This is a genomic window from bacterium (assembly GCA_030654305.1).
Classification (GTDB): Bacteria; Krumholzibacteriota; Krumholzibacteriia; order LZORAL124-64-63; family LZORAL124-64-63; genus PNOJ01.
The window spans coordinates 1-17,512 of record JAURXS010000130.1 but is presented as its reverse complement, the minus strand read 5'-3'; the positions used below and the strand labels follow the sequence as shown (position 1 = coordinate 17,512).

The 17,512-nt window shown below is 72.1% G+C and carries 14 protein-coding genes; all 14 read left to right on the top strand.

Features of this window, described 5'->3' with window-relative positions; all coding sequences use genetic code 11:
• The coding region (locus tag Q7W29_03515; protein ID MDO9170880.1) for an N-acetylmuramoyl-L-alanine amidase at positions 1 to 1,119 on the top strand (1,119 nt) is incomplete at its 5' end.
• A 35-nt stretch (positions 1,120 to 1,154) separates the two neighbouring features.
• The gene (locus Q7W29_03510) at positions 1,155 to 2,078 is read left to right on the top strand and encodes a hypothetical protein (protein MDO9170879.1); all 924 of its coding nucleotides are present in this window, start codon (positions 1,155 to 1,157) and stop codon (positions 2,076 to 2,078) included.
• Positions 2,079 to 2,125: 47 nt separating this feature from the next.
• Entirely contained in the window at positions 2,126 to 3,400 is a 1,275-nt protein-coding gene (gene hisS, locus Q7W29_03505) for a histidine--tRNA ligase (GenBank protein MDO9170878.1), read from the top strand.
• An 11-nt stretch (positions 3,401 to 3,411) separates the two neighbouring features.
• Entirely contained in the window at positions 3,412 to 5,175 is a 1,764-nt protein-coding gene (gene aspS, locus Q7W29_03500; protein ID MDO9170877.1) for an aspartate--tRNA ligase, read from the top strand.
• Positions 5,172 to 6,173 (top strand): PhoH family protein, encoded by a 1,002-nt coding sequence (locus tag Q7W29_03495; protein MDO9170876.1) that lies wholly within the window; start codon positions 5,172 to 5,174, stop codon positions 6,171 to 6,173. The genes aspS and Q7W29_03495 overlap by 4 nt, the downstream gene beginning before the upstream one ends.
• An 18-nt stretch (positions 6,174 to 6,191) precedes the next feature.
• The gene (locus Q7W29_03490; protein MDO9170875.1) at positions 6,192 to 8,453 is read left to right on the top strand and encodes an HDIG domain-containing protein; all 2,262 of its coding nucleotides are present in this window, start codon (positions 6,192 to 6,194) and stop codon (positions 8,451 to 8,453) included.
• Positions 8,450 to 9,016 carry an rRNA maturation RNase YbeY gene (gene ybeY / locus Q7W29_03485; GenBank protein MDO9170874.1) on the top strand — a complete coding sequence of 189 codons (567 nt, stop codon included), beginning with the start codon at positions 8,450 to 8,452 and terminating at the stop codon, positions 9,014 to 9,016. Before Q7W29_03490 ends, ybeY begins: the two co-directional genes overlap by 4 nt.
• Positions 9,003 to 10,310, top strand: coding sequence for a hemolysin family protein (locus Q7W29_03480; GenBank protein MDO9170873.1), 1,308 nt, complete (start codon positions 9,003 to 9,005; stop codon positions 10,308 to 10,310). Before ybeY ends, Q7W29_03480 begins: the two co-directional genes overlap by 14 nt.
• Complete coding sequence (locus Q7W29_03475; protein ID MDO9170872.1) at positions 10,307 to 10,966, top strand: DUF502 domain-containing protein; 660 nt, start codon at positions 10,307 to 10,309, stop codon at positions 10,964 to 10,966. Before Q7W29_03480 ends, Q7W29_03475 begins: the two co-directional genes overlap by 4 nt.
• Complete coding sequence (gene mgtE / locus Q7W29_03470) at positions 10,963 to 12,378, top strand: magnesium transporter (protein ID MDO9170871.1); 1,416 nt, start codon at positions 10,963 to 10,965, stop codon at positions 12,376 to 12,378. Before Q7W29_03475 ends, mgtE begins: the two co-directional genes overlap by 4 nt.
• 11 nt (positions 12,379 to 12,389) lie before the next feature.
• Positions 12,390 to 13,190, top strand: a complete 801-nt coding sequence (gene recO, locus Q7W29_03465; GenBank protein ID MDO9170870.1) for a DNA repair protein RecO — start codon at positions 12,390 to 12,392, stop codon at positions 13,188 to 13,190.
• Positions 13,184 to 14,071: a glycine--tRNA ligase subunit alpha gene (locus Q7W29_03460; GenBank protein ID MDO9170869.1), complete on the top strand. Its 888-nt coding sequence runs from the start codon at positions 13,184 to 13,186 to the stop codon at positions 14,069 to 14,071. Before recO ends, Q7W29_03460 begins: the two co-directional genes overlap by 7 nt.
• Positions 14,068 to 16,248: a glycine--tRNA ligase subunit beta gene (gene glyS / locus Q7W29_03455; GenBank protein ID MDO9170868.1), complete on the top strand. Its 2,181-nt coding sequence runs from the start codon at positions 14,068 to 14,070 to the stop codon at positions 16,246 to 16,248. Before Q7W29_03460 ends, glyS begins: the two co-directional genes overlap by 4 nt.
• A 373-nt stretch (positions 16,249 to 16,621) precedes the next feature.
• Positions 16,622 to 17,512 (top strand): hypothetical protein (locus Q7W29_03450; protein MDO9170867.1); only part of this gene is annotated, 891 nt, incomplete at its 3' end.

Genomic DNA, 17,512 nt, shown 5'->3' with positions numbered 1-17,512 from the left:
CAGATCGTGCTGGATCTGGCCGGCGACCTGAAGTTCCGGCACTTCGCCTTGAAGGCGGCCGACGGCCGGCCCGAACGCATCGTCATCGACGTCTTCAGGGCGGCCGGGGCGGCGCCCGCCCGGGTGAAGGTGCCCGAGGCCCCCGCCGAACCGGCGGCCGGCGCGCAGCGCGATTCCCTGCCTGCCGACTCGCCGCCGCCTGACCCGGAGCCGGCGGCGCCCGGTCCGGCCGACGACGGGCGGCGCCCTGCGAGGGAACCGTCCGCTCCACGGCCGATCACCGTCGTGATCGACGCCGGCCACGGGGGCATGGATCCGGGCGCGATCCGCAAGGGGCTGCGCGAGAAGGACGCGGTGCTGGCGATCGCGCTGGAGCTGGCCCGGCTGATCGACGAGCGCAAGGGCTACCGCGCCGTGCTGACGCGCAAGGGCGACTACTTCGTCAGCCTTGCCGACCGCGTGCGCATCGCCAAGGAGGCCGGCGGCGACCTGTTCGTCTCGGTCCACGCGAACACGCACCGCAACGCCGCGATCAACGGCATGGAGGTCTACCTCCTCTCGCAGCAGAAGGCGACCGATCGCGAGGCGAGCGAGCTGGCGAACAAGGAGAACGCCGCGGACCTGGTGGGTCTGGCGCCGCAGGAGCGCGACGACGACGCGGTGCTGACCATCCTGATGGACCTGCGGCTCAGCCAGGTGCTGACCCAGTCGAACCGGCTCGCCGAGCACCTGTTGCAGGAGGCCCGCCGGTCGCGCGTGGTCGGGGCCAAGAAGGTCAAGCAGGCGGGGTTCCAGGTGCTGCGCACGCTGGCGATGCCCTCGGTCCTGGTCGAGGTGGCGTACCTCTCGAACCGGTCCGATCGCGAGCTGCTCGCGTCGGCCGACGGGCGGCGCAAGCTGGCCCGGATCCTGTGCGACGGCATCCTCGCCTGGCGCGGCGAGCGGCCGCCGGCCGCCGTCGCGAAGACCGACGACTGGCAGACCCGTTACGTGGTGCGTCGGGGTGACTCGCTCTCGGCGCTGGCCCTGCGGCACCGCACGACGATCAAGGCGATCAAGGAGCGCAACCGGCTCAAGACCGATCGGGTGCTGGTCGGCCAGAAGCTGCTGCTGCCCTGACCCGGCTCCCGCATCCCCGAAAGGCGACGTCCGCCATGAACCGGCACCTGCTGAAAATCTGCTGCCTGGCCGTCTCGATCCTGCTGTGGATCCAGGTCGCCGCCAACCGACAGGTCACCCGCGAGCTGGAGGTGCCGCTGCGCGTGACCGGGCTGGCCCGCGGCTGCACCCTCGCGGGCAACCTCGTGCCCGAGACGGTGAAGATCCGGGCCGGCGGCACGAAGCTGAATTTCTTCCTGAACCGGTACTTCGGCCGCGACCTCGGCGAGGCGATCGTCGATCTCGACGACGCGGCGCCCGGCAGCGTGGTCGAACGGGAAGTGGCGGTGGACGGCCGGCGCGGCGAACTGGTGGACATCGTGGTGACGGCCCCCGTGCGTCTCGAGTTTTTCGTGGACCGGGTCGATTCGGTCGCCGTCCCGGTCGAGGTCCCCGTCGCGGCCGATGCGCCGCACGACCGCGTGCTGGCCGCGCCTCCCACCGCCTCTCCGGCCACCGTCCATCTGGTGGGGCCGTCCCGCTTCCTGCCGGGAGCGGGCAGGCCGCGCACGGACCCGGTCGCGGTCGGGCGCGCGACGGGCCGGATCGAGATCATGCGGACCGTGCACGCGCCCCGGCCGCAGCTCTGGACCGCGCCGCGGGAGGTGCGGGTGACGGCGGACGTGGTCGAGGCGGGACGGCGGCTCTTCGAACGCGTGCCGCTGGTGCCCCGGCTTGACAGCGGGGGACTTCGCGTCGAGGTTTTCCCCCCCGTGGCGAACGTCGAGGTCCGCGGGCCGGCCGCCGCGCTGGCGACCATGGCGGACGACGCCGTCGCCCTGGCGGTCGCCGCCGGGGGATTCGGCCCGGGCGCCCACACCGTCCGGCCGGAAGTGAGGCTGCCCGCGTCGTGCAGCCTGGTGGCGCTGTCGCCGGCGGAGGTCATGATCGTGGTCGGCGGCCGCAGTCGGCAGCCCTGACCGGCAGGCCTGATCGGCAGGCCCGGAGCGAGGAGCGGAGGCGGAGCATGGACCTCAAATACAGGCGGCCCCGGGGCACGCGGGACGTCCTGCTCGAGGAGATGGAGCGCTGGCGCTGGTGCGAGGAGCGCTGGCGCGAGGTGCTGGAGCGGTACGGCTTCGGCGAGATCCGCACGCCGCTGATCGAGCCGACCGACCTGTTCACCCGCGCGGTGGGGGCGGGGACGGACATCGTCGACAAGGAGATGTATTCCTTCGAGACCAAGGGCGGGGAGCCGCTCACCCTGCGGCCGGAGGCGACCGCGTCGGTCGTCAGGGCCTACCTGGAGAACGGCCTGACCCGCCAGCCGGGCACCATGAAGTTCTACTACCTCGGCCCGATGTTCCGCTACGACCGGCCGCAGGCGGGACGCTACCGCCAGTTCCACCAGGTGGGGGTCGAGGCCATCGGTTCGCCGTCGCCGGTCCTGGACGCCGAGGTGATCCGCGCCGCCATGGCGCTGTTCGAGGCCGTCGACGCCGAGGGCTTGACCGTCCAGGTCAACACCATCGGCTGCCGCGAATGCCGGCCCGCCTACGTGGCGGAACTGCAGGCCTGGGCGCGCGAACGCGCGGAGGGCTTCTGCGAAACCTGCCGCACGCGGCTCGAGGTCAACCCGCTGCGGCTCTTCGACTGCAAGGTCGAATCCTGCCGCGAGCTGCTCGGCGGCGCGCGGCCGATCAGCGACGCGGTGTGCCAGGGTTGCCGCGACCACCATGCCGCGCTGCGCGAGTCGCTGGCCGCGATGGACGTGGCCGTCACGGAGGACCCGTCGCTGGTCCGCGGGCTCGACTACTACACGCGCACGACCTTCGAGATCTCCGCGCGCCAGGACCTGCGCCAGAGCGCGCTGTGCGGCGGCGGGCGGTACGACGGGCTGGTCGAGCAGTGCGGCGGGCCGCCGACGCCGGCCGTGGGCTTCTCGCTGGGCGTCGAGCGCACGCTGCGGCACCTGTACCCCGAGGAGTTCGACCCGCAGCTCAGCCGCCAGTCGCCGGTGGACGTCTACATGGCCTGCCTGGGCCAGCCGGCGCAGATCCACGCCCTGGCCCACGCCGAGCGCCTGCGCGGCGTGTGCCGCGTCGAGGTGGACACGACCGGTCGCGGGATCAAGGCCCAGATGAAGGGCGCCCACTCGCGGGGGGCGCGGCTCGTGCTGATCGCCGGCGACGAGGAGCTCGCCGCCGGCGGCTTCCAGATGAAGGACCTGAACGACGGGCACCAGCGCGAGGTGGCGGGCGACGGCCTGCTCGCGGCGGTGCGGGAGGTGCTGGGCTTGTGAGCGACGCGACACTGATCCGGACCCATCGCTGCTGCGACATCGGCACCGCGCGCGTGGGGGAGACCGTCCGGCTCGCCGGCTGGGCCGCGAAGATCCGCGACATGGGCGGTGTCACCTTCATCGACTTGCGGGACCGCTACGGCACCGTCCAGGTGGTCTTCGAGGACGGCGACCTGCCCGCGCGCAGCGGTCTGGTGAAGCTCGAATCGGTGATCGCGGTCAGCGGGCGCGTCCGCCCGCGGCCCGAGGGCATGGTCAACGCGACGATGGCCACCGGTGCGGTCGAGGTGGCGGCGACGGGGATCGAGGTGCTCAACCCCTGCAAGCCGCTGCCCTTCCAGCTCGACCAGGCGGCGCAGGCCGCGGACGAGCTGCGCCTGAAGTACCGCTACGTCGATCTGCGCCGGCCCGAGATGATGAACAACCTGATGGTGCGCCACCGGGCCGCCCAGGCGGTGCGCCGCTACCTCGGGGAGCGCGACTTCCTGGAGGTCGAGACGCCGCTGCTGATCAAGACGACGCCCGAGGGCGCGCGCGACTACGTCGTGCCCAGCCGCATCCACCCGGGACGCTTCTACGCGCTGCCGCAGTCGCCCCAGCTGTACAAGCAGATCCTGATGGTCTCGGGCGTGGACCGCTACTACCAGCTGCCGCGCTGCCTGCGGGACGAGGACCTGCGCAAGGACCGCCAGCCCGAGCACACCCAGATCGATCTCGAGATGAGCTTCGTGACCGAGCCGGAGATCTTCGCGCTCGTGGAGGGGATGGTGGCGACCCTGTTCCGCGAGGCCGCCGGCATCGAACTGCCCACGCCGTTCCCGCGGCTCTCCTACGCCGAGGCCATGGACCTCTACGGTTCCGACAAGCCCGACCTGCGCTTCGGTTGCCCGATCCGCGACGTGAGCGACCTGGCGGCCGACAGCGGCTTCGGCGTCTTCGCGACGGCCGTCGCCGAGGGGGGCGTCGTGCGCTGCCTCGCCGCCGAAGGTTGCGCCGGTTACAGCCGCAAACAGATCACCGACCTCGAAGAGGTCGCGCGCAAGCGCGGCGCCCGCGGGATGGCCTTCGTGAAGGCGACCGCCGACGGCTTCGACGGCGGGATCGCGAAGTTCATGTCGGCGCCGTTCCAGTCGGCGCTGCGCGAGCGGCTCGGGCTGCGCGAGGGCGACCTGGTCCTGTTCGGCGCCGGCCCGGCGGCGACCGTCGGCGCGGCGCTGGGCGCCGTGCGGCTGGAGCTGGGAGCGCAGCGGGGTTGGATCCCCGAGGGCGCCTGGGCCTTCGCCTGGGTGCGCAGTTTCCCGCTGTTCGAGCAGGACGAGAAGACCGGCGCCTGGGCGGCCTGCCACCACATGTTCACGATGCCGGACGCCGCGAGCGAGCCCTTGCTCGAGAGCGATCCCGGCGCCTGCCACGGGCAGCTCTACGACCTCGTCTGCAACGGGGTCGAGCTGGGCTCGGGCAGCATCCGCATCCACCGCCGCGCGCTCCAGGAGGCGGTGTTCCGCGTGGTCGGCATGACCGAGCAGGAGTCGCGCGACAAGTTCGGCTTCTTCCTGGACGCCCTGGAGTACGGCGCGCCGCCCCACGGCGGCATCGCCCTGGGCCTGGACCGGATCGCGATGCTGCTGACCGGCAGCTCGTCGCTGCGCGATGTGATCGCGTTCCCGAAGACCTACCTGGCCTCCTCGCCCCTGGACGATTCGCCGGGCGGCATCAGCCCCGCCCAGCTGGCCGAGCTGCACATCCGGGTCGTGGCGGAAGAGGAGCGCGGGTGAGCGGCGCCGTCGGCAGGCTGACCGCGACCGCGCCCGGCGAGGCGGCGATCGACCTCGCGGGCGTCGACCAGTTCGCCCTGCTGGGCTGGCACGACGCCAACCTGCGCGTCCTGGAGGAGCACTACGGCGGCAGCATCTCGGTGCGCGGGGACGCCCTGGTCCTGCGCGGCGAGCCCGCCGAGACCGAGACGATGGCGCGCGTGGTCTGCCGGCTGGTCGAGCTGCTGGAGCGGGAGAAGGCCCTGGACACCGTGAGCGTCCACTACGTGCTCGAGCAGCACCTGCGTCCGCAGGACGGCGAGCCCGAGGCGGTGGGCGAGACCCTGCTGGTGGCCGGGAACCGCCGCGCCATCCGCGTCAAGACCGCGGGCCAGCAGGGCTACGTCGAGGCCATCCGCGCCCACGACGTGGTCTTCGCCATCGGGCCGGCCGGCACCGGCAAGACCTACCTGGCCGTGGTCATGGCGATGGACTACCTCAAGCGCGGGCTGGTCGAGCGCATCATCCTGGTGCGGCCCGCGGTCGAGGCCGGCGAGCAGCTGGGGTTCCTGCCCGGCGACCTGCAGGAGAAGATCGATCCCTACCTGCGGCCGCTCCACGACGCGCTGGGGGACACGGTGGGCCCGGGCCGCATCCAGCGCTACATGAGCAGCGGGGTGATCGAGGCCGCGCCGCTGGCCTACATGCGCGGCCGCACCCTCAACCAGGCCTTCGTCATCCTGGACGAGGCCCAGAACACGACGCTCGGCCAGATGAAGATGTTCCTGACCCGGCTGGGACACCAGTCGAAGGCCGTCATCACGGGCGACGTCACGCAGATCGACCTGGCGCAGGGCAAGGACTCCGGCCTGGTGCGCGTGCGCGACATCCTGGCCGGCACCGAGGGCATCGCCTTCGTCGAGCTGACCCAGCGGGACGTCGTGCGCCACCCGCTGGTGCGGCGCATCGTGGAGGCGTTCCGCGAAGCCGAGGAGCGCGGCGCGGAGAAGCGGAAGTGACGACGTGACGGGAGCGGCATGACCAGATGGCCGGGCATGGGCTGGATGAGGGCGCCCCGCGAGGGAGGGCGCGCCTTCCCGCTGGCCGCGGGCGGTCGCCGGCTCCTGCAACGGACGCCGGTTTCCGGCTGGCGCCGCTGGGCCTGGTCCGCGGCGACGGTGGCGATGCTGGTGTGGCTGCAGGCCGAACTGCTGCCCGTGGTGCCGCGCATCGACGCCGACTTCCCCGACGCCGGCGCGATCGCCGACCGCGACATCCTCGCGCCGGTGCCCTTCTCCGCGCCGATGCTCGCCCAGGACATCGAGATGCGACAGATGCAGGCCATGATGGCGGAGCCGCCGGTGCTGCGCCGGCTCGGGAGCCCGCGCCGCGGCGCGCTCGACCGGCTCTCGTCCTGGCGCGACGCGATCGTGAGGCGGGCCGGGCAGACCGAGCTCTCGCTCGAGCAGCGTGCGGACCTCGTGGGCCTGCTCTTCCCCGAACTCGCCGCGCAGGACGCGGCGCGGGCCCTGGCCATGCCGGACCCGGACGGCTTTTTCGCCGCGGCCGAGACGGCGCTGCGCAGCGTCCTGGACGACGGGGTGGTCGACGTCCTGCCGCCCGGCACCTACCGGCAGGTGCGCATCGTCGGCGCCGCCGGCGAGACGGTCGCCGACGCCTCCCTGCTGACCGCGCAGGACGCCGTGGCGGCGCGTCTCCAACAGGCCCTGTCCGCCGCGGGCCTCGGACCGGAACCGGCCGCCTGGGGCGGGCTGCTGCTGCGCCCGCTGGTGCTGCCCAACCTCGTCTACAGCGACGAGGACACGCGGGCGCACCGGCTCGCCGCCCGCCAGGCCGTGCCCGTCGAGCGCTCGTTCCTGGCGGGCGAGCGCGTGGTCGAGAAGGGCGTGCGGCTGACCGCGCAGGACGCGCTCGACCTCGACGCCCTCCAGGCCCACCTCACGGCCCGGGGCGAGCCGGGCGGCGGGTCGCGGTTCTGGCGCCAGGCCGCGCGCTCGGCGCTGGTGCTGGGGCTGCTGCTGCTGTTCGGCTGGATCGCCGCGCTCCACTTCCCGCAGCTGCTGCGCGAGCCGCGGCGGCTCGTCACCGCGACCCTGCTGCTGGGCGCGGTGCTGTTCGCCGGCGCGGCCTGCCTGGCGCGTCCCGTGCTGGGGCCGTTCGCGGTGCCGATCACGCTGCTCGGCATGCTGGCCACGGTGCTGTTCCGCGACCGCGTGGGCTACGCGATGACCCTGTTGGTGGTCGGGCTGCTCTGCTTCCACGAGGCCGCCGGCGCGGCCGCGGCGGTGGCCTGGCTGGTGATGGGGCTGCTGGCGGTGACCTTCATGCGGCGCATCCGGCAGCGGGGCCAGTTCTACCAGGCGATCGCGATCCTCGCCGCGGCGGGGGTGCTGCTGGTCGGGCTCGAGCGCGCCGCCGGCGGGGAGCGGGCCGTGGGCTTCCTGCACGAGGCGCTGGTGGCCGCCCTCTCGCCGGTGGCGTCGGTGGCGCTGGGCCTGTTCCTGCTGCCGATCGTCGAGCCGCGGGTCGGCGTGTGCAGCGACCTGACGCTGATCGAGCTGTCGGACCTCAACCATCCCCTGCTCAAGCGGATGGCGCTGGAGTCCCAGGGCACCTTCCACCACAGCCAGGTCGTCGGGCAGCTGGCCGAGAACGCGGCCCGCGCGGTGGGCGCCAACTCCCTGCTCACGCGCGTCGGCGCGCTGTTCCACGACATCGGCAAGCTGAGCAAGCCCGAGTACTTCGTCGAGAACCAGGGGGGCGGCCCCAACAAGCACGACGATCTGAGCCCGAGCCTCAGCGCCCTGGTGGTCGCCGCCCACGTGAAGGACGGCATCGCGCTGGCGCGGCAGTGGCGGCTGCCGGAGGCCGTGGTCGCCTTCATCCCCGAGCACCACGGCACGCACGTGATGAAATTCTTCTACCACAAGGCCCTGCAGAACGAGAGCAACGAGACGGTGAAGGTCGACGACTTCCGCTACCCCGGCCCCAAGCCGCGCAGCCGCGAGACGGCGATCCTGATGCTCGCCGACGCCGTGGAGGCCGCCACGCGCGCGCTGGCCAAGCCCACGCCGGGGCGCATCCGCGAGGTCGTCAAGCAGGTGGCCGACGAGCGCATGCTCTGCGGCGAGCTCGACCACTGCGGCCTGACGCTCAAGGACATCGCCGCGGTGCGCGAGGCCTTCGTGCCGCTGCTGGCGGGGATCCACCACGCCCGCATCCCCTACCCGGGACAGCGCGAGCGCGCCGAGTCGCTCCACGGCAGGGACTGGACATGAGGCTGACGACGGTGATGCGGCTCGCCGCGGGATCGGCGACGGACGCCGGGGCGCCCGACGCCGCGGCGCGGAGCGAGCTGGCGGCCCTGGCCGAGCCGGTCGGCCTGGACGGGTGGACCGCCGAGCAGGTCTGGGTCGACGACGCCGAGATGGCCCGGCTCAACGGGCTCTACCGCGGCAAGCCGGAACCGACCGACGTGCTCTCCTTCGGGAACCTGGTCGCCGGGGGCGACGGTCCCCCCGCCGTGCGCGCCGGCGAGGGGCACGCCGCGTGCGACCTGTGGTGGGACGGCGTCGGCGGCGGCGAGACGGGGGAGCCGGGCGACGCGGGCGCGATCGTGATTGCGCCGGGATTCGTGCGCCGGCGCTGCGAGCGCCACGGCTGGGACGTCGCGGCGGAATTCGCGCTGCTGACGGTCCACGGCGCCCTGCACCTTTTGGGCTGGGACCACGAGTCGCCGCCGGAGGCGGCGGCCATGCGGGCCCGGGAGACGGAACTGCTCGCCCGGCGCGGCTGGCCGCACCCGCTGGCGGGGAAGGAGACGGACGATGGGGGCCGGTGAAGGCGGGCTGTCGGCGGTGCTGGTCTTCGCGGCCGCCTACGCGTTCGCCATGCTGATGGTGGGGCTGCTCGCGTCCTATTCGCGCGTGGTCGGCCTCTACCGCAACGGGCTGCTGGCTCCGGAGTCGCTGGGGGCTGGCCTGCGGCGCAGCCTGGAAGTGCCACAGCGGTTGGCCGCCACCGCCGGCACGCTGCACCTGGCGGCGACCGCCGTCGGCTGCCTCGCGGCCGGCCGGGCGGCGGCCGCGGCGTGGCCCGACCTGGACGGCGTCCGTTTCTACGCGACGGTCGCGCTGGTCGTGGCCTGCCTGTGGTCCCTGGGCGCCGCCGCAGCCCGCTGGTCGGCCCGGGGCGCCGGCGTGGCGGCCGCGCGGGTGCAGGTGCGGGTCATGGCGCCGGCGGTCTGGCTGCTGCGGCCGTGGACGTCGCTGCTGATGGGGATGGGCGCCCGTCCCGAGGACACGCTGCCGGGCGCCGACGCCGGTTCCCAGCTGAGCGCCGGCGAGATCCGCAGCCTGATCGACGACCGGCAGGACGGGGTCAGCCTCGAGCACGACGAGCGCGAGATGATCCAGAGCATCTTCGACTTCCGGGAGACGGCGGTGCGGGAGATCATGGTCCCGCGCATCGACATGGTGGCCCTGGACGCCGGCTGCCCGGTGAGCGAGGCCGTGCGCACGATCGAGGAGTGCCGGCACTCGCGCATCCCCCTCTACGAGGGCAGCGTCGACCACGTCACGGGCCTGCTCTACGCCAAGGACCTGCTGCCGCTGGTCGACGGCGCCGGCATGCGCGACGGCGACCGCCGGGTCGGCGATCTGGCGCGCCCGGCCTACTTCGTCCCCGAGAGCAAGCGGCTCGACGAGGTCCTGGCGGAGTTCCGCTCCCAGCGCATCCACATGGCGGTGGTGATCGACGAGTACGGCGGCACCGCCGGCATCGTGACGCTCGAGGACGTGCTCGAGGAGATCGTGGGCGAGATCGAGGACGAGTTCGACGAGCAGGAGCAGCTCTTCGCCTGGCTCGACGACCGTTCGCTGCGCGTCGACCCCAAGATCAACCTGGAGGACCTGCAGGACGTGCTGGGGATCGAGCTGCCCCTGGGCGAGGGCAGCGAGACCCTGGCGGGGCTGATCTACGAGGCCGCGGGCCGGGTGCCCGCGCAGGGCGACCGCGTGGCCGTCGCCGGCCTCGACGTCGAGGTCGAGAGGGTCGAGGACCGGCGCATCATGCAGGTCCGCCTGGTGTCGACGGCCCCGTTGCCCGGCCGCCTGCCGAAAGAGACGCCGTCATGACCTCGCGCCTGAAGCAGTACTTCCTGACCGGGCTGCTGACGATCGCGCCCGCGGCGATCACCGGCTGGATCCTGTGGCGGGTCTACCTGCTGGTCGACCGCGCCCTGCGGCCCGGGCTCGAACGGTTCCCGTACCTGCGCGACCACCTGGCGCCGTTCCTGATCACGCTGATGGGCGTGGTCGGCAGCCTGATCGTCGTGGTGCTGATCGGCCTGGTCACCCGCACCCTCATCGGCGTGGCGATGTTCGGCGCCATCGACCGCCTGGTCGCCCGCATCCCGGTCATCAAGAGCGTGTTCGGGGCGGTCAAGCAGGTCTCCGAGGTGCTGCTCGCCGACAACCGCCAGGCCTTCCAGAAGGTGGTCGCCTTCGAGTACCCGCGGCGCGGGCTGTACTCGCTGGGCTTCATCACGCAGGACGACCCCGCGCGCGGCCTGGTGCACGTCTTCCTGCCGACCACGCCCAACCCGACGACGGGCTTCCTGCTGCTGATCCCGCGCGAGCAGACCGTGCTGCTGCCCCTGACGGTCGAGGAGGGCATCCGCCTGATCATCTCGGGCGGGGCGGTGCTCGACGCCGGGCGCGGCCGCGTGATCGACGAGGTCATGGTGCGCGCCGCCGCCGGCCGTCCGGAGGAAGGAGAGGGCGCCCCATGAGCGACCCCACGCTCGAGCCCGGAGCCGAGGCGACCGAGGGCGAGGAGACCCTGCTCGACGCCAGCAAGCTGGAGGAGCAGTGGCACCAGTACGCCGAGCTGTTCGAGCGGCTGCTGCGCGACGGAGATCCGGAGGAGCTGCGCCGCACGGCCGCCGCCCTCTCGCCCGGCGACCTGTCGGAGAGCCTGCGCTACCTCGGCGTCGACGACACCGCGCGCGTGCTGCAGCTGTTGCCGCCCGACCTCGTCGCCGACGTGCTGTCCGAGATCGACCAGTACAGCGTTTCGGCCCTGCTGCAGCTGCTGGACATCGAAGCCATCGCCGACCTCATCGAGGAGATGCCCTCGAACGAGGCGGCGGACGTCGTCGGCGAGTTGGAGGACGACCAGGCCCGCGAGATCCTCGCGGCGATGGAACCGGCCGAGCGCCAGGACGTCGCCGAGCTGCTCCGCTACGAGACGGACACCGCCGGCGGCCTGATGGCCAAGGAATTCATCGCGGTGCCGCAGGACGCCACGATCATGCAGGCGGTCGACGCCGTGCGCGCCGTCGAGGCGGACGACCGCGAGGGGCTGCACTTCGTGTTCGTGGTCGACGCCGACGGCTGCCCCGCCGGCCGCATCCCGCTGGTGACGATGCTGCTGCAGCCCTGGTCGACGCCGGTCGACACGATCATGGAACGGGACCCCCTGCGCGTCTCGGTGGACCTCGACCAGGAGGACGTGGCCCTCTACGTGCAGACGCACGACCTCGTCACCCTGCCGGTGGTCGACGCCGAGGGACGGCTGGTGGGCGTGATCCAGGCCGACGACGTCATCGACGTCCTGGAGGAGGAGGCCACCGAGGACTACGCCCGGCTCGCCGGCACCAGCGAGGAGCTGGGCGAGACCTCGCCCGTGCGCGTCGCCCGCGCCCGCCTGCCCTGGCTGCTGGGCGCCCTGGCCGGCGAGATGGCGACCATGCAGATCATGAGGCACTACCAGGCGACCATCACCACCACCGTGGCGCTGACCTTCTTCCTGCCGGCGATCATGGCCATGGGCGGCAACACCGGCATCCAGACCTCCTCGGTGGTGGTGCGCGGACTGGCCACCGGCGAGGTCAGCATCTACCGCATCGGCCGCTACCTCATGCGCGAACTGGGCACCGCCCTGCTGACGGGCACCCTGATCTCGGCCTGCGTGATGGTCGCCGCGCGCCTGCTGCTCGGCGACATGGAGGTGGCGGTCGTGCTGACCATCGCCATGATGACCGTGATCCTCAGCGCGGCGATGATCGGCACCACGATGCCGCTGCTGCTCTACCGGGCCGGCGCCGACCCGGCCATCGCCACCGGGCCGTTCATCACCATGTCGAACGACTTCATCGCCGTGATGATCTATCTGGGGATGGCATCCCTCCTCATCCGCTGACGGGGGGCGACTTGCCGGTCCTGCCGCAACCCGTCGTCCACTCCCGGGCCGTGGTGCTGAGGGCCTGGCCCAGCGGCGAGACCAGCGTGGTCGCCTCGCTGCTGACCGAGGCGCGGGGCTACGTGCGGGTCATCGCCAAGGGGGCGCGCCAGGGGCTTTCCCGGCTGCAGCCCCTGGTGGGGCCGGGCCGGCTCGTCGAGGTGGAGTTCGGCTGGAGCCCCGACCGCGAGCTGCAGTACCTCAAGGGCGGCAGCCTGCTGCTGGACCCGTTGCTGGACGACAACAGCCTCGAACGCACCGCCTACGCGCTCGCGGCGCTGGAACTAGCCGACCGCTGCCGCCCCAGCGGCGAGCGCGAGGTGGGCCTGTTTGGGCTTTGCCGCCGCTACCTGGAGATGCTATCATCCGGCGCGGCGGGGGACGAGGCCCCGCTTTTTTACGCCTTCGAGACGGCGCTGCTGGAGCTGCAGGGGATCGCGCCGGAACTGGCGGCCTGCGCCGCCTGCGGCGGCGGGCTGGAACCGCCCGGCTGCCGTTTCAGCCCTGCCGCCGGCGGCGCGGTCTGCGGCGCGTGCGCCGGGGCGGACGACCGGCCGCTCGCGCCCGAGACGCTGGCGGCCCTGCGGTCGCTGAGCGGCGCGGCGCCGGAGCGGTCCTCGCGGCGGACCTCCCGCGAAACGGGGATCCTGCTGCACCGCTTCCTGACCTATCACCTGCCGGAGTACCGCCTGCCCGCGGGCCTGGAACTGCTGCGCGCGGCGCGGAGCGCCGACGCCGCGGCCGCGACCGCAAAGGACGACGAACCATGCTGAGCTACCAGGAGATGATCGCCGGGCTCCAGAGATTCTGGATGGACCAGGGTTGCGTCATCATCCAACCCTACAATTCCGAGGTGGGGGCCGGGACCTTCAACCCGGCCACCTTCCTGCGCTGCCTCGGACCGGAGCCCTGGAAGGTCGCCTACGTCGAGCCGAGCCGCCGGCCCAAGGACGGCCGCTACCTGGAGAATCCGAACCGCGTCCAGCAGTTCCTGCAGTACCAGGTCATCCTGAAGCCGAACCCCGCGGACTCGCAGGGCCTGTACCTGGAATCGCTGCGCGCCATCGGCATCGAGCCGCGTGAGCACGACATCCGCTTCGTGGAGGACGACTGGGAGTCGCCGACCCTCGGCGCCAGCGGCCTGGGCTGGGAGGTCTGGATCGACGGCATGGAGATCTCGCAGTTCACCTACTTCCAGCAGGTGGGCGGGCTGCGCCTGAACCCGGTGTCGGTCGAGCTGACCTACGGGCTGCTGCGCCTGGCGATGTACGTCCAGGGTGTCGGGCACGTGAAGGACCTGCTGTGGGGCGGCGGCCTCTCCTGGGGCGACGTCCAGGGCCAGTTCGAGCAGGAGTTCTCCGCCTTCAACTTCGAGCACGCCGACGTCGAGATGTACCGGCGCCACTTCGACGACCGCGAAGCCGAGGCGGCGCGCCTGGTCGAGGCGGCCCTGGTCTACCCCGCGTACGACGCGGTGATCAAGTGCAGCCACCTGTTCAACCTGCTCGAGGCGCGGGGCGCCATCTCGGTCACCGAGCGGACCGGCTACATCAAGCGCGTGCGTGCGCTGTCGCGCCGCGTCGCGCAGGCCTACCTGGAGAAGCGGGAGGCCATGGGCTTCCCCCTGCTGGGCCGCGAGGAGGGATCCCGATGACCGGTGCGAAGATGCTGCCGTTCCTGTTCGAGATCGGCACCGACGAACTGCCGGCCCGCTTCCTGCCCGTCGAGCGGCAGCACGTGGCGGCCGGTTTCGCGGCCCTGCTCGCCGAGCTGTCGCTGGAGCACCGCGGCCTGCGGGTGCTCGCCACGCCCCGCCGCCTCGCCGTGCTCGTCGAGGCCCTCGCCGAGCAGCAGGCCGACCGCACGATCGAGGTCAAGGGACCGCCGCTGTCGGCGGCCCGCGCCCCGGACGGCTCGCCCACCCCGGCCGCCCTGGGCTTCGCCCGCAAGAACGGCGTGGCGATCGACGACTGCCTGGAGATGGGCGACGGCAAGGGCGGCGCGTTCCTGGGCGTGCGCCGGACGCTGGCCGGCCGCCCGGCCGCGGAACTGCTGGCCGAGCGGCTGCCGGGGCTGATGACGTCGATCCCCTTCCCCAAGACGATGCACTGGGGGACCTCCGACTTCGAATACGCGCGGCCGATCCAGTGGCTCGTGGCCCTCCTCGGCGAGCAGGTGCTGCCGCTGGAGATGGCCGGCCTGCGCGCGGGCCGCGTCTCGCGCGGCCACCGCACCCTGGCCGCGGGCGCTCCGGTCGAGATCGCCTCGCCCGGCGCGTACCTCGCGGCGATGCGGGACCACGGCGTCGAGCCCGACCAGGACGAGCGTCGCCGCATCGTGCGCGAGGGCGGGGAGCGTCTGGCGCGCGAGGCGGGCGGCCGGGTCGTCGAGGACGAGGAGCTGCTGCAGGAGGTCACCGACCTGCTGGAGCACCCCACGCCCTTCCTCGGCGCCGTCCCGGAGTCCTACTTCGCCCTGCCGGACGAAGTCATCGTCACGGCGCTGAAGGCCCACCAGCGTTACTTCGCGGTACGCCGTGCAGGCGATGGCGGCCTGCTGCCGGTCTTCTTCGCCGTGCGCGACGGCGACGAAACCGCCCTGGACAACGTGATCCGGGGGAACGAGAAGGTGCTCAACGCGCGTCTCAACGACGCCCTGTTCTACTGGCGCTGCGACCTGAAGCTCACGCCCGACCAGCACACCGCGCGGCTCGCGGACGTGACCTGGCTCGAGGGCTACGGCACGGTGCTGGACAAGGTCGGGCGCGTGGGCCGCCTGGTGGAGCTGCTCTGGTCCGCGGGCCTGGGCGACGGCGGCGCGCCGCCGCCGGAGCTGCTGCGCGCCGCGCGGATCTGCAAGTTCGACCTCGTCACCGAGATGATCCGCGACGGCAAGGAGTTCACGAAGCTCGAGGGCACCATCGGCGCGCGCTACGCCGCGGCGGCGGGGGAGGCCCCCGCCGTGTGCTCGCTGCTCGAGGAATACTACCGCCCACGCTCCGCCGCGGACGGGCTGCCCGCCGGGGCGGCCGCCGCCGCGCTGGCCGCGGCCGACCGCCTGGACACCCTGGCGGGCTGCTGGCTGGCCGGGTTCGTCCCGACCGGCGCCAAGGACCCCTACGCGCTGCGGCGCCACACCCTGGCCGTGCTGCGCATCCTGATCGACCGCGCCGCGCGCCTGGACCTCGCCGCCGCCGTCGCTCAGGCCCTCGCCGGCTACGCGACGCTGGCCGACGAGACCCGCCGCGGTCTGGCCCTCGGCGAGATCCTCGCTTTCGCCCGCACGCGCCTGGAGGGGCAACTGGTCGCCGGGGGCGTCTCCCAGGAGGCGGTGCGGGCGGTCCTGCCCGCGCACGGGAACGACCCGACCGACGCGGTCGCCTGGGCCCGCGCCCTCGAAGGCTTCCGGGAACAGCCGGATTTCCTGCTGCTCGCCAAGGGCGTCAAGCGCTGCCGCAACATCCTGGAAGGCCGCACCCTCGAGGCGGGGGAACTGGCCGGCTGCGCGGACCGGTGGCTCGCCGGGGGCGCGACCCCCGGGGGACAGGGATTCGCGGGTCTGCCCGAACCGGCCGAAACCGCCCTGGCCGCGGCCGTGGCCGCGGCCGTGCCCGGCCTGCTCGCGCACCGGGAGGCGGGGGATTACATCGGGGTCTTCCGCGCGCTTTCCGGGCTGGGGCCGGCCATCGACGGGTTCTTCGAGTCGGTCCGGGTCAACGCCGATCAGGCCGAACTGCGGGAACTGCGGCACGCCTTCCTGCGCGAGATCTACGGCCTGTTCGCCCAGTTCGCCGATTTCAGCGAGGTGGCCCCCCTGGAATCGACTTCCTGACCCGAAACCGGCTGATTTCCGACCGGGAGCCCCGCGGGGGGCTCCTTCTATTTTTGACATATGCTATTGACTTGCCGGGGGGGGTTGGGTATGCTCACGCGTGCGACTCAAGGGCAAAAGCCTTTTCCGACGTGACGTTGCGCCCGACTCCACTCCAAGTAAGTCCCTAATTAACTTGACACGCTTGCTTGATTCGCGAGTCAAACCGTCACGGTCACAGAGGAAAAGACCCCTTCACAGCAAGCCCCCTGAGGCCAGTGACTGGAAGAGCTTTTGCCTGCACTGCTGGAGCCTTCGATCTTCCTTCGGGAACTCGGGGGCAATGCCTTTCACCTGTACCATTTGTTGACTCGTTCAACGATGGGGGGAAAGTATGAGGAAACTCACTCTCGTGTGCTTGGCCCTGCTTTTGACGGCTGGCTCCGCCTTCGCCGTCGGCAGTCCCCAGCGCTTCGCCGACTACAACCTGGTCGACGTCACCAATACCACGGCGCTGACGTCCGGCGGCTCGACGGCCAAGCAGGACACCGTGTACCTGATTGGCGGCCCCGGCCGCAACGACGGCAAGTTCCAGAACAACGTCAACCCCAACCTTCCCGACGCGGAAGGCTGGATGGGCATGGACCTGACCGCGCCCGCGTACTCCCGCTGGAACGTCAACACCTACCAGAGCCCGACCGGCACCAACGCGGTCTGGGCCGGTGAGTCCTTCCCCAACGACTGCGGCACCGGCGACTTCAAAGGCTACTCGAACAGCTTCCTCGAGTACCTGGACTGGGTCGGCACCGTGGCCAACCCGCTCGCCGACACGCTGGTCCGCGTGACCGCGGTCGTCAGCTACGACAACGAGCCCGGCTACGACTTCCTGTCGCTGCGCTACGAGACCCCCGCGGGTATGGTGGAGCAGGCGGTGTGGAACGGCAACGCCGTGGCCGAGCCCGTCGACGAGTCGTTCACCCTGACGTCCGCCGACTATGTCAACACCAACCAGGTCCACCTGCGCTGGCAGGCCGACGCCGACGGCGCCTGGTCCGACAGCGACTGCCTGTACCCGACCCAGGGTCACAGCCAGCTGGACAACATCAGCGTCTACTTCGGTGGCGTCCTGCAGACGTTCGACAACTTCGAAGCCGGCATGGGTTCGAACTGGTTCACCGTCGTGCCCCAGGGCTACGGCAACTTCGCCAAGGTCTGGCCGCTGCTCGAGGATCTCGATCCTTGCGTGACGAACGAGACCCCCCAGTTCGCCTTCATCGATGACGGC